Source organism: Roseateles sp. P5_E8 (assembly GCF_054177665.1).
In genome coordinates this window covers 76,575-89,236 of record NZ_JBGCUM010000015.1, presented here as the reverse complement: position 1 = coordinate 89,236, position 12,662 = coordinate 76,575, and the positions used below count along the sequence as shown (strand labels likewise).

Genomic DNA, 12,662 nt, shown 5'->3' with positions numbered 1-12,662 from the left:
ATGATTCTCGAAATCGCCCAACTGCAGGTGCGGTCCGGGCAGGAAGCTGCATTCGAAACGGCCTTCGCCGAGGCCCAGCGCATCATCTCGTCCATGGCCGGCTACCTCGGCCACGAGCTGCAGCGCTGCCTGGAGCGGCCCGGGCACTACATGCTGCTGGTGCGCTGGCGGTCCGTCGAAGACCACGAGGTCGGCTTCCGCAAGTCCGCGGAGTACCAGCAGTGGCGCCAGCTGCTGCATCACTTCTACGACCCCTTCCCGACGGTGCTGCACTACGACCTCGTCACCGGCCCGGGGCTGCAAGACGGCTGACCGGTGCGAACATGCGCGCATGTCGACCCCGCCGCTGATTCGCCACGCGCAGCCTGAAGACGCCGCCGCGCCGGCGGCCTTCGCGGCCCAGGGCTTCACCGACACCTACCGGGGCCTGGACGACCCGCAGGAGATTGCCGACTACGTTGCAGAGCACTTTCAGCCCGAGGTGGTCACCCGCGTCATCCAGGACCCCGCCTGCACGACGCTGCTGGCCTGGGTGGGTGAGCAGTTGGCGGATTACGCCATCCTGCGTAAAGCGCCGCCGCCGAGCTGTGTGACGGGGCCTGCGCCGCTGGAGCTGTGGCGCCTCTACCTCGGTCAGGGCTTCATCGGCCAGGGCCTGGGTGCGCGCGTGATGGCCGAGGTGCATGCCCAGGCGCGCGGCCACGGTGCGCACACGTTGTGGCTTGGCGTCTACGACCGCAATGTGCGTGCCGTCGAGTTCTACAAGCGCTTCAATTTCGCGCAGGTCGGCGACAAGGAGTTCTTGTTTGGCGGCAGGCTCTACGTCGACCCGATCTACGCCGCCACTGTCAAGGAGTCCCCATGATCGAAGGTTCCTGCCTGTGCGGTGGCGTCCGCTGGCGTTTCGACGGCCAGCCCGATGGCGCAACCGCCTGCAACTGCACAGCCTGCCGTCGCTATGGTGTGCTCTGGGCCTACGACTATGTGGACGAAGGCATCCACGTGACCGGGCCGACCCAGGCTTATGCGCGCGGCAAGGCGCTGGAGTTCCACTTCTGCCCGACCTGTGGCTGCGTGACGCACTGGCGCGGACTGCGGCTGGAGGATGACGGCCGGCGACGCATCGCCGTCAACCTGCGTCTGGCGGAACCCGACGCCGTGGCCTCCATTCCCATTGATCACTTCGACGGCCTGGACAGCTTCGACGACTTGCCGCGCGACGGTCGCTGTGTTGGCGATTACTGGTTCTAGTCCTACAGGTAAGCCCTTGAAAGCGGACGCCCCGGCGTCAGATCAGGGGCGCAAACTGTCATGCACCTGGTTGCGCTGCGGCCGGGCAATGGCTTAGGAGAGTTGCGATGAAGTTCCCCCTGACGTTTCCACGCATGCTGCTGGTCTGCTTGGCCCTGCTGTCCACGCTGTGGATGGGCGCGGCCCAGGCCTTGCCGACGGTCGACCAGGTGCAGGCCGCCGCCAAGAGTGGCGACTACGCCGGTGCCGAGAAGATGATGCGAGAGGTTGTCGCGGCCAAGCCCGACAGCCCTCGCGCGCACTATGTGCTGGCCGAGTTGCTGGCCCACCAGCGCCAGTTCAACGAAGCCGCCGAGCACACCCGCCGTGCCCGCGCGCTGGACCCGGCCATCAAGTTCACCGACGCGGCCAAGTTCAGCGCCTTTGAGCAGGCGCTGCAACGCGAGCAGGCTGCGTCCGCCAAGTCCACGGCGCCGACCGCACTGGACCCGGCACCCGCGCCGCGAGCCGCCCCCGTGCAGCGGTATGAGCCGGCCGAGGCGAGCGGCGGCGGCGTGCCCGTCTGGCTGCTGGTGGTCGGCGCCATTGCCTTCATCGCCATTGCCGCGAGCTGGATGCGTCGCCGCGCCGCCGCGCAGAGCCAGCCGGCGTTTGGCGGTGGTGGTTACGGCGGTGGCCCCGCTGCTGGCTATGGCCAGGGCGGCTACGGCATGCCTCAACAGCCAGCATCTGGCGGTCCGGGCATGCTGGGCGTGGGTCTGGGTGTGGCGGGCGGTGTTGCGGCCGGCATGCTGGCCGAGCGCCTGCTGCACGGTGGCCATGACAACGGCAACCTGCAGGGCAATGCCGACGCCGGCAGCCACGCCGGTGGCCTTATTCCCGGCAGCTTCGGCGGTGACGCTGGCGCCGCAGATGAGCTGACTCGCCGCGACATCGACTTCGGCAGCGGTGACGGCTGGGGCGGTGGTGATGCCGGTGGTGGCGACTCCAGCGGGGGCAGCGACGGCGGCGGCGGCGACTGGTAAACCCCCGGCTAGCGCAGCCTGAGCGGGCGGGGCCTGGCCCCGATAATCCCGCCCATGACGCCAGCCGCCTTTACCGGCCAGTTGCTTGCCTTCATCGCCCGCGTCATCACGGGCGCGCAAGGCCACTGGAAGGGCTGCCCGCCAAAAGCCGAGCAGCGCATCTACATCGCCAACCACCAGAGTCACTTCGATCTCGTCCTGATCTGGGCCGCCTTCCCTCATGAGCTGCGCGCCCAGACCCGCGCCATCGCCGCGCGCGACTACTGGACCAAAAGCGCCTTCAAGCGCTGGCTGACGACCGAGGTCTTCAACGCCATCTACGTCAGCCGCTCGCGCGCCACGCCCGACGAAGACCCCCTGGAGCCGCTCGTCGAGGCGCTGGCCAACGGCGACTCGCTGGTCATCTTTCCGGAAGGCACGCGCTCCAACAAGGGCAACCCGATGCCGTTCAAGAGCGGCATCTTTCATCTGGCCCAGCAATTCCCGCATGTGCCGCTGATCCCGACCTGGATAGACAACGTGCAGCGCGTCATGCCCAAGGGCGAGGTGGTGCCGGTGCCCATCTTGTGCACGGTCACCTTCGGCGAACCCATCCAGTTGCAGGAAGGGGAGAGCAAGGCCGACTTCCTCTGCCGCGCCCGCGAGGCCGTCATGGAGCAGCGCCCCGACCTGAGCTTGGTTGGCCGGCCCGCAGAGGCGAGCGATGAAGTGGCTTAAGGCTTTGACCGCCAGCGAGCAGGTGGCCCTGCTCTTTGTCGTGCTGTTCGGCTTCCTGATGCTGCTGACCATCGGCCTGTTCCTGAACTCGCTGCGCGAGCGCGAGGACGAGGAAGCCCGCCGCGCCTCGGAGCTGACCTGGGAGCGCGTGCGCCGCGACCTGCGCGCGGCCTGGATAGGCGGCTGCATCTTCTGGGTGGCGTGGATCTCCGGGCCGCTGGGCGCGACGCTGCTGTTCGCGCTGTTCTCCTTCCTGGCGCTGCGCGAGTTCATCACCCTCGTGCACACCCGGCGCAGCGACCACCGCCCGCTCATCGTCGCCTTCTTCGTGCTGCTGCCGGTGCAGTACATGGTCTGCGGCACGCGCTTCTTCGACCTGTTCACGGTCTTCTTGCCGGTCTACGGCTTCCTGGTGCTGCCCATCGTCAGCGCGCTGGCCGACGACCCCAACCGATTCCTTGAGCGCAACGCCAAGATCCAGTGGGGCGTGATGGTCTGCGTCTACGGCCTGTCGCACGCACCGGCGTTGCTGCTGCTGGACTTCCCCGGCTTCACCGGCCGCGGCGCCTTCCTGCTGTTCTTCCTCGTCATGGTGGTCGCGTCCTCGCAGATCGCGCAGGAAATCGCCACCCGCACGCTGCGCCGACGGCCGGTGGCGCGGCACATCAGCCGTAGCTTCTCGATGCGGGCCTGGTGGATAGGCACGCTGACCGGCTCGCTCGCGGGCGGCCTCTTGTTCTGGATCACGCCTTTCAAGATCGGCCAGGCGCTTGCCATGGCTTTCCTCACGGCCGCCGCAGCGGGCTTTGGTGGCCTGGTGATGAAGGCGCTGAAGAAGGATGCCGGCGTGCGCTACTGGGGCAATCGCAGCTCCATCACCGGCGCCGTCGGGCTGCTGGACCGCATCGCGGTGCTGTGCTTTGCGGCGCCGGTGTTTTTCCACTCCGCCCGCTGGTATTTCGGGCGGTGATGTGAGGATTCTCGGCATCGACCCCGGCTTGCAGACCACCGGCTTCGGTGTCATCGACGCAGACGGTCCGCGCCTGGCCTACGTCGCCAGCGGCACCATCAAGACCAGCGCTGTCGCCGTGGGCGACCTGCCGGCGCGCCTGAAGATCCTGTTCGACGGCATCCGCGAGGTCACCGCGCGCTACCAGCCGCAGTGCGCGGCGGTCGAGATCGTCTTCGTCAACGTGAACCCGCAGTCCACGCTGCTGCTGGGCCAGGCGCGCGGCGCGGCGATCACGGCGCTGGTGTCGGCCGACCTGCCCGTCAGCGAGTACACGGCCCTGCAGATGAAGAAGGCCATCGTCGGCCACGGCCACGCCAAGAAGGAGCAGATCCAGGCCATGGTGCAGCGCCTGCTGGCCCTGCCCGGCGTGCCCGGCAAGGACGCCGCCGACGCGCTGGGCCTGGCCATCATGCACGCCCACGCCAGCGTCAGCTTCGCGGCCATGAGCCGCAGCACGACGCTGGAGCGGCGCCAGCACGCGCAGTTCAAAGCCGGGCGCACGTACTAAGAAAAACGGCCCGCCGAGGCGGGCCGTTCAAAGAGGCGAGATCGCTCAGGCCTTGCGGCGGCGGGCGAAGAGGCCACCGCCAAGCGCGGCCAGCACCAGCGCGTAGCTGGCGGGTTCAGGGACGCTGGCGGCGACGTCGAGGCTCAACGTTCCATACGCTTCACCGGCGCGGGTCACATAGGTGAAGTAGTTGGTGCCGAAGAAGGACTGCAGGTCCAGCGTGCCGCCGGACGTTGAAAACGTCGCGACGGGACCGCTCAAGGAGCCGAAATCGAATTGAACGTAGGCGGTGGTGGCGTCCGTCAGCGCGTAAGTCTGGCCGAGGAACGTGAAGTTCAGCGACGTCAGATCGAAGGAGCCATCGAAGCCGCCGGCGGCTACTTGGGCATCATCAAAGGAGAAGCTGCCGGTGAGCACTTCGACGCCGGGATCGTTGTCGAAGCTACCGGTCACTGCGTACGTGCCGGCATGGGCAGCGGCGGCGAGGGCCAGGGCAGTCAGGGCGAGAGCGAAATTGCGGATCATGTTTTTCTTCCTCAGAACTTGAAGCTGGAGGCGGTGATGGCCGCGCAGGCCACGCCCTTGAGTTGCAGCAGCGCCTTGGCCTTGGTCGCACCAGCGCTGCCATCAGTGTCGATATTGATGATGGCGCCGGCGGCGTTGGCCGTGCAGGTGACGTGACCGCTGGCCAGCGGGTCGGCACTGGTGATGCCTGCAACGACGAGCAGCTTGGTCAGCACCAGCGTGTCCTTGCCCGGGACGAAGTCGGTGATGACGTCGCCCGCGTCCAGCATGCTGCTGTAGACGAACTGGTTGTTGCCACCACCGCCGGTCAGCGTGTCGGCACCCGCGCCGCCTTCGATGACGTCGTCGCCCGCCGTGCCGACGATGGTGTCGCGGCCCGCAGTGCCGGTAACGCTCTTGACCAGGTTCAGGCCGATGAGCATCGGGTCATGGTCCGACGCGCGGAAGGCGTTGGGCTGGTACCAGTCGTTGCCGGCCTGCTTGTCGTTGGTGTTGTAGTCGATCCACTCGGGTTCATCGGCATTGATGTGCCAACTCGTGGCGCCCGTCACCTTGGCCGCCAGGGTTGGCGTGCCCAGGCCGTGGTCCAGGCGGCCGGCGCCAGCGTCGAAGACGTAGCTGTAGTCGGCCGGATCGAACTTGGCGACGAGGTCGACGATGCCGCCGGCTGTCAGCGTCTCGATCGGGTCTTCCTTGGCGTAGGAGTTGAAGTCGCCGAGCATGATGATGTCATCGGTGCCGGCCGTGGACTTGACCGTGGGCAGCCAGGCCAGCAGGCGCTGGGCCTGCTGCACGCGCTTGGCGTTCCAGCAGCCTTGCAGGTCACCGGTGTCGCCGTTGACGCCGCTGCCGCAGCTGCCTTTGGACTTCAGGTGGTTCACCACGACGGCGAACTTCTCGCCGTTGGGGGCCAGGAAGCCCTGGGCGAAGGTCGGGCGGTCGTTGATGCCGTCGGGGTCGGACATCGACGCACCCATCAGCGCCAGCTTGGCGGGCTTGTAGATCAGCGCGACGCGGATGGCGTCCGTGCCGGTGCCGCTCGCCGGCGTGGGCACTGCGGCGTAGGTGTTGGCGCCCAGGACGGCGTTCAGGCCGTCCACCAGGTTCTGCACCGCGAAGTTGCCGCTGTTCTGGATCTCCATCAGGCCGACAACGTCGGCGTTGAGGCCGACCAGCGAGGCGACGATCTTGGTGCGCTGGCGGTTGAACTCGGCCAGGTTGTCCGCGCCACGGCAGCCGGCGCTCGGGCAGGCGCCGCCACCGGGCACCGCAGTGCCGTCGGTGAACGTCGTGAAGAAGTTCAGCACGTTGGAGCTGGCCACGCGGATGTTGCCGCCCACAGCCGCCGGTGCGGTGGGGCGGGCGATCGGACGCGCGAACACGGGGGCTGCGGTCGGGTGAATCTTGTACGACAGCGGGCCGGTTGCGGAATCGGTCGACGGCCCGAAGTCCACGACGCCGGTCACGCCTTCCAGCGTGTCACCGCCACGCACCGTGCTGTCCTGCCAGAGGTAGGGCGTCGGGTTGGGGAACTTGAGGGAGCTGCCGTCGTCCAGCAAGACGCTGCGGGACAGGTTGGCGGCCTGCATGGCATTGGCGGCGGCGCCGGGGCGCTCGACGTTGGTGGGTGTCAACGTGCGGCCGCCGGCGGACACCGTCAGCTGGCCGTAGCTGCCGACGAAGTTGGTCTGGTTGACGGTCAGCGTGTCGATGATGCGGACCAGCATGCCCTCGTAGCGCTCCATGTCGGCTTGGGCAGTCAGCGCGGCGAGGCTCACCTCGACCGGCTGCGGCAGCTGGTTGTTGGTGCTGACGATGGTGACGTTGGTGACGCTGCTCAGTTCGGTCAGCGGGTTGGCCTGGCTGGCCGCGCTGGTGGACACCGAGTACTCCTGCACCTTGCCCGTCACGCTGACCTTGTCGCCCACGGCCGCCGTCGGCACGGTGCTCGTGAAGACGAAGACGCCGTCGGAGGTGGTGGTGTCGTTGTCGCCGTCCGGGTCCTGCAGGTAGAAGCCGTTGTTCAGCAGTTTGGTGACGATGCCGGAGGTGGTGACGGTGTTGCCGTCCATCGGGCTCTTGGCGCCCGAACCCTGGATGGCCGGGATGGTGACCGTGCCGCCGACCGTCAGCTTGAACGTGCAGCTGGCGCTCTGGACGGCGTTGTTCTCCCACTTCAGGCCGATGTTGTATGCGCCCACCGCGATGCTGGAGGCGACCGAGAAGGCCTGAGACGCGGCCGCGCCGTTTGCGCCGGCGGCGGTGAAGTCGCCGAGCGTGACGCCTGCGGGCAGGCTGCCGACGACCGTGACCTTGTCGACCTTGCTGTCCGTATCGGTCGCGCCGACCGTGAATGTGCTGGCCGTGCCCGACGTGGCGCCCTGGTCCGGGCAGTTCGGCACGATGGGCAGGTTGACCGGAGCGCCGCCGCAGCTGACCACGGGCGAGGCCGTGTTGCGCGGGGCGGGCGTGCCGGTGGCGAAGTCGGTGGCGTTGTTGTCGGTGTCGGTGCAGCCGCTGGCGGCGCGGAACAGCGCCAGCGTCGAGGACGGGGCGGGCGCGCGGCCGGCGCCTTCGTAGTAATTCCCGGTGGTGCCGAAGCCGACGGCGTCTTCGATCTGCGCGAGCTGTGTGGCGGAGCAGGGCGAGGACGACAAGGCGCCGCCGTTGCAGGCTAGACCGGTGGCCACGTTGGCCAGGACGACCTTGCCGGCCGTGCCCGACATGTTGATGTTGCCCGTCGCGTCCGGCGTGGGCAGGGCGGTGCCGGTCGTCGTGGCCAGGCGCACGAGGTAGAACTGCCCCGGCTGCAGCGTGCCGGACAGCGCCACGACGCCGTTGCCGGAGAAGGTGCCGGTGCCCGTCGCGCTGCCGTACTGGACGGACCAGCCGGCCAGGCTCACCGGCGCGGAGCCGGTGTTGTGCAACTCGACATAGTCGCTGGCGAACGCGCCGCCGTTGCCGCCAAACAGCTGGCTGATCACCACGCCGGACGGCGAGGCGAGGGCTACAGGCGCAGCGAAGGCTGCAGCAAGAAGAGAAGCCAGGGGTTTGAGTTGCATGACTATTTAGTAAAAATTGCCGGAACGGGGCGCATCCTATTGATGCTTCGTGACGAATTGATCCACCACGTTTGAGGGGGGTGCCCTCGGAGACACTTCAGCGCCATGTCGCCTGCACTACTTTTGGTCGGGGTTCTCACTTACTTTGCCCTGCTATTGGTGCTGGCACGGTGCGTCGCGCACGGTTCTGGCGCCGAGGGTTTCTATGTGGGGGGCAGGGAAAGTCCCTGGCCGGTCGTCGCCTTCGGAATGGTCGGCACGTCGCTGTCCGGCGTCACTTTCATCAGCGTGCCGGGCGCCGTGGCGGCCAGCGGCTTCACTTACCTGCAGATCGCGCTCGGCCAGGTCGCCGGCTACGCGGTCATCGCCCTGCTGCTGCTGCCGGCCTATCACCGGCTCAAGCTGGCGTCCATCTACGGTCTGCTGGGCGAGCGCCTCGGGCCCGCGGCGCAGCGGCTGGGCTCGGCCTACTTCGTGTTGAGCCGCACGCTGGGCGCCACGGCGCGGCTCTACCTCGTCGTGGCGGTGCTGCACGTGCTCATCCTGCAGCCGCTGGGTGTGCCGTTCGCGCTTGGAGCGGCCGTCGTGCTGGCGATGATCCTGCTCTACACCGTGGAGGGCGGCGTGAAGGCGCTGGTGTGGACGGACACGCTGCAGACCGCCGGCATGCTGACCGGGCTGGTGGTCTGCACTGTGATGCTGTGGCGGCCGGACGCGCTCGCGCAGCTGGACGCAGCGGGCCTGTCGCGTGTGTGGGTGGGCGACCCGCTGAGCCGCGACTTCTCCGCCAAGGCGCTGCTGGCCGGCATGTTCATCGCCATCGCGATGACGGGGCTGGACCAGGAAATGATGCAGAAGAGCCTGTCGGTGGCCAGACTGCGCGACGCGCAGAAGAACCTGCTGGTGCTGGCCGTGCTGATGCTGGTTGTCGTGGCGGCCTTCCTGCTGCTGGGCGGGCTGCTGACGCTGTTCGCGCGTGAGCACGGGCTGAACGTGCGCGGCGATGCGCTGTTCCCAACCGTCGTCATGCAGCACCTGCCCGCCTGGGTGCAGGTCGTCTTCGTGCTCGCCCTGGTGTCGGCCCTGCTGCCCAGTGCCGACGGCGCACTGACCGCGCTGACGGCCAGCACCTGCCTGGATTTGCTGCGCATTGCGCGCGAGGACACGCGCACCCGGCGGCGCGTGCATCTCGGCTTTGCGCTGCTCTTCCTCGCCCTGGTGCTGGGCTTCAAGGCACTGGACAGCGCCAGCATGATCTTTCTGATCCTCAAGCTCGCGGGCTACACCTATGGGCCGCTGCTGGGGCTGTTCGCTTTTGCGCTGTTCACGCCAAGGGCGGTGTCGGGCCGAGCGCTGGTGGCGGTCTGTGTGGCAGCGCCGCTGCTGTGTGCGGCACTGGACTTCGGCCAGCCCTGGGGCGGCTACCAGATCGGGCTGGAGCTGCTGCTGCTCAACGGGCTGCTGACCTGGGCTGGGCTGAGGCTGGTGGCCGGCGTGCCGGGTGTTGCTGATAAGGTTTCCGCATGAACAACAAGATGCCCGTCGGTGTCTCTGTGCCTCTGTGGCTGTGTTCTGTTGCCGCACACCGCCTCGGGCTTCATGCGTCGCGGGTGCCGCGAATGCGGAATGGGCAATTGAGATGAAGAACGCGCCGACCACTGCTGACTCAGCGTCCGAGCACGAGCGACTCCTGGCGGAAACCGTTGCACTCGACCGTCGAGGCAAGGTCAGTCAAGCCCAACTGGCGGCATTGGAGGCGCGCATCCAGAAGGCGATTGACGAAGACGATCAGAGACTCGCCGGGCGCATCGCAACGATTGGAAAGCAAGGCGCGACGCCGATTCAGCCGCCATCGCGCGGATGGCGCTTCGTCTTGTTTGCCATGGTTATCTATCCATTGGCCGGCCTGCTTTTTGAGCTGACGCTGGGACCCCGATTCGTCTTTGCATTCGCCGCCGAGTACTGGCTCGCAGCACCGTGGATTTTTCTCGCAGCGCTCGGGCAGTGGATGGGGATCTTTCTTCGAGCCGAAGTTCGTCAACGGCTTCGTGTGCGATATCCGTCGTGGGCGAGTCGCTGGCTGCTCATGGTCCCGTTGACCACGGGTTTAATGGCAGGACTGGTCGTCATGGCAACGCCGGGGTGGGCCGCATTGATGGGTTGGATCGCAGGCGGCTCCATCGCCGAGAAGCCCGCAAAAACCGTGTCGATAGGCAGTCTCTCCAAGAGGGCCAAAGACTGCAAACAAACGGGCAAATTCTTGATCAAGGATGCGGTCGTCAACCTTTGTGTCGAAGGTCGAATGGCGGCTCCCATCCCGACAGTTGGTGACCAGGTGCTGCTTGTCGGGCGTACTTCGTGGTTCGGGATGTTCGTCAACGAAGTCCGGAGACGCTGATCGACCGCGGCCCTCGCGCACTGCTCCCCATGTCTTGATTCCGTCTGCCACGGCCACTTCTCATTCACCTCACAGACCGCATGTAATCTGATCCGCTCCAGACGCCCATGAGGAGCGACCCATGAAATTGGCACATGCTGCGGCCTCCGTACGACTCATCAGCTTCGTGCTCAGTGCCGCCTGCTTTGGCGCGGCCTGGCGTTTGACCGAGATGGGTGCGTCGGGACTGGAGGACATCCCGCCGCCCTTCATCCTCTTGTCGGGCCTGGCCGGTGTCGCGCTGCTGATCGTGAGCGTCTCTGGCAGGTATCCACGACCCGACTGATCGCGCGCAGCGGCGGCATGGCCGGCCGGCGACACTGCGCGCTCGCATGCTGCCTGTCGATCCCGTTTCCGCCAGCCTCGCCCGCATGCTCGCCGCATTCGTGCGCGAGCACTGGCGCGCCTACGCCTCGGCCGGTGCCATGCTCAGCTGCATCGCCGCGCTGACGGTCTGGATCCCGCGCCAGGTCGGCCATGTCGTTGACGCGCTGGTGGCCGGTGGCCTGCACGGCGCCGCCCTCATCGAGCAGCTCGCGTTGCTGGTGGCCGCCGGCCTCGTCATCTACCTGCTGCGCGTGGGCTGGCGGCTGACGCTGTTCAAGGCGGCGTACCGCCTCGGTGCGCGGCTGCGCACGCGGCTGTTCGCGCGGCTGGCCTTGCAGGGCCCCACCTACTTTCAGAGCCAGCGCACCGGCGACCTGATGGCGCTGGCGACCAACGACATCGACGCCGTCGAGCAGGCCGCCGGCGAGGCCATGCTGGCGGGCTTTGACGGCAGCCAGACGCTGCTGCTGGTGCTGGCCATGATGACCCTCAGCATCGACTGGCGCCTGGGCCTGGCGGCGCTGGTGCCCTTTCCGCTGATGGCGCTGGCCTTCTGGTGGATCTCCAGGCACCTGCACCAGGCCGCGCAGGATTCGCTGAACCGCTTTGGCGACCTCAACCAGCAGGTGCAGGAAAGCCTGGCCGGCGTGCGCACGCTGAGGGCGTTAGGCCTGGTGGCGCGCAGCGAGGCACGCTTCGGTGAGTTGGCCGGCCAGGCCGCCGAGGCGGCCTATCGCTCGCAGCGCTGGGAGGCGGCCTACGAGCCCGCCGTCGGCATGACGCTGGGCGCCGCGTTTGCCATCGCGCTGGCCATGGGCGGCTGGCTGGTGGCGCAGCGCCAGATCAGCATCGGCCAGCTGACCGCCTTCACGATGTACCTCGGCCAGCTGATCTGGCCCATGTTCGCGGCCGGCTGGGTGCTGGCCCTGCTGGAGCGCGGCCGTGCGGCGTGGACGCGGCTCGCGCCAGTGCTGGACGCGCCGCTGACGCTGGCCGACGAGGGCAGGGCGGCACTGCCGGCCGACGCGACGCTGCGCGCCGAGGGGCTGAGCTTCGGCTTCCCCGGCGCCAGGCGGCCGGCCCTGGAGGGTCTGGACCTCACGCTCGCGCCGGGCAGGACGCTGGGCATCGTCGGCGCGACTGGTGCGGGCAAATCCACCCTCGTGCGCCTGTTGTTGCGCCAGTCCGAACCCGATGCCGGGCGCCTGACGCTGGGCGGAGTGCCCCTCCCACAGCTGCCGTTGGCGACGCTGCGCGCCCACATCGCCTGGGTGCCGCAGGAGCCCTTTCTGTTCTCGGCTTCGGTGGCCGACAACATCGCGCTCGCACGGGCCTCGGCCACGCCGGCCGACATCGAAGCCGCCGCCCGCCTGGCCGCCGTGCACGACGACATTGCGCGCCTGCCGAGCGGCTACGCCACCGAGGTCGGCGAGCGCGGCGTGACGCTGTCCGGCGGCCAGCGCCAGCGCGTGGCCATCGCGCGGGCGTTGCTGTCGGACGCGCCCTTGCTCGTGCTGGACGACGCGCTGTCCGCCGTTGACACCGGTACCGAGACCGACATCCTCAGCCACCTGCGCGAGCTGCGCACCGCGCGGCCTGACCGCAGCGTCATCGTCATCGCGCACCGGCTGTCGGCGGTCATGGATGCCGATGAGGTCATCGTGCTGAAGCAGGGCCATGTCATCGAGCGCGGCACGCATCAACAGCTGCTGGAACTGGGCGGCTGGTATGCGGCGCAGTGGCGCTATCAACAAATCGAGGCAAGTCTTGAAGCCGCTTGAGAAACCGTGGAAGAGCG

Annotated in this window: 13 protein-coding genes; 11 read left to right on the top strand and 2 right to left on the bottom strand. The window is 67.8% G+C overall.

Translation table 11 applies throughout. The features are described from left to right. The 7 genes from ACXRVZ_RS11535 to ruvC all read left to right on the top strand — a co-directional run bounded on the left by ACXRVZ_RS11535 (position 1) and on the right by ruvC (position 4,513). The gene (locus ACXRVZ_RS11535; protein ID WP_457422787.1) at positions 1–312 is read left to right on the top strand and encodes an antibiotic biosynthesis monooxygenase family protein; all 312 of its coding nucleotides are present in this window, start codon (positions 1–3) and stop codon (positions 310–312) included. Between the two features lie 19 nt (positions 313–331). Next, positions 332–865: a GNAT family N-acetyltransferase gene (locus tag ACXRVZ_RS11530; RefSeq protein WP_457422789.1), complete on the top strand. Its 534-nt coding sequence runs from the start codon at positions 332–334 to the stop codon at positions 863–865. Continuing rightward, positions 862–1,251, top strand: a complete 390-nt coding sequence (locus ACXRVZ_RS11525; protein WP_457422791.1) for a GFA family protein — start codon at positions 862–864, stop codon at positions 1,249–1,251. The genes ACXRVZ_RS11530 and ACXRVZ_RS11525 overlap by 4 nt, the downstream gene beginning before the upstream one ends. 107 nt (positions 1,252–1,358) lie before the next feature. Further along, positions 1,359–2,276 (top strand): tetratricopeptide repeat protein, encoded by a 918-nt coding sequence (locus ACXRVZ_RS11520; protein WP_457422793.1) that lies wholly within the window; start codon positions 1,359–1,361, stop codon positions 2,274–2,276. Between the two features lie 54 nt (positions 2,277–2,330). After that, positions 2,331–2,993 (top strand): lysophospholipid acyltransferase family protein, encoded by a 663-nt coding sequence (locus ACXRVZ_RS11515; RefSeq protein WP_457422795.1) that lies wholly within the window; start codon positions 2,331–2,333, stop codon positions 2,991–2,993. Continuing rightward, positions 2,980–3,963 carry a phosphatidate cytidylyltransferase gene (locus ACXRVZ_RS11510; RefSeq protein ID WP_457422797.1) on the top strand — a complete coding sequence of 328 codons (984 nt, stop codon included), beginning with the start codon at positions 2,980–2,982 and terminating at the stop codon, positions 3,961–3,963. Before ACXRVZ_RS11515 ends, ACXRVZ_RS11510 begins: the two co-directional genes overlap by 14 nt. 1 nt (position 3,964) lies before the next feature. Further along, positions 3,965–4,513, top strand: a complete 549-nt coding sequence (gene ruvC / locus ACXRVZ_RS11505) for a crossover junction endodeoxyribonuclease RuvC (RefSeq protein ID WP_457422799.1) — start codon at positions 3,965–3,967, stop codon at positions 4,511–4,513. A 45-nt stretch (positions 4,514–4,558) separates the two neighbouring features. Here the strand turns inward: ruvC and ACXRVZ_RS11500 are convergent, their stop codons facing one another. Both ACXRVZ_RS11500 and ACXRVZ_RS11495 read right to left on the bottom strand, forming a co-directional pair. Continuing rightward, positions 4,559–5,038: a PEP-CTERM sorting domain-containing protein gene (locus ACXRVZ_RS11500; protein WP_457422801.1), complete on the bottom strand. Its 480-nt coding sequence runs from the start codon at positions 5,036–5,038 to the stop codon at positions 4,559–4,561. Between the two features lie 11 nt (positions 5,039–5,049). Then, a complete protein-coding gene (locus ACXRVZ_RS11495) occupies positions 5,050–8,100 on the bottom strand; it encodes an ExeM/NucH family extracellular endonuclease (RefSeq protein WP_457422803.1) in 3,051 nt (1,016 codons plus the stop codon). 105 nt (positions 8,101–8,205) lie between these two features. Between ACXRVZ_RS11495 and ACXRVZ_RS11490 the strand changes: the two genes are divergently transcribed. From ACXRVZ_RS11490 to ACXRVZ_RS11475, 4 genes are all read left to right on the top strand, one after another. Continuing rightward, the gene (locus ACXRVZ_RS11490; protein WP_457422805.1) at positions 8,206–9,627 is read left to right on the top strand and encodes a sodium:solute symporter; all 1,422 of its coding nucleotides are present in this window, start codon (positions 8,206–8,208) and stop codon (positions 9,625–9,627) included. A gap of 112 nt (positions 9,628–9,739) precedes the next feature. Next, entirely contained in the window at positions 9,740–10,498 is a 759-nt protein-coding gene (locus ACXRVZ_RS11485; protein WP_457422807.1) for a hypothetical protein, read from the top strand. 121 nt (positions 10,499–10,619) lie between these two features. Further along, on the top strand, positions 10,620–10,823 hold the full coding sequence (locus tag ACXRVZ_RS11480) for a hypothetical protein (RefSeq protein ID WP_457422809.1): 204 nt from the start codon (positions 10,620–10,622) through the stop codon (positions 10,821–10,823). An 85-nt stretch (positions 10,824–10,908) separates the two neighbouring features. Further along, entirely contained in the window at positions 10,909–12,645 is a 1,737-nt protein-coding gene (locus tag ACXRVZ_RS11475; RefSeq protein ID WP_457422811.1) for an ABC transporter ATP-binding protein, read from the top strand. Positions 12,646–12,662: the final 17 nt, after the last annotated feature.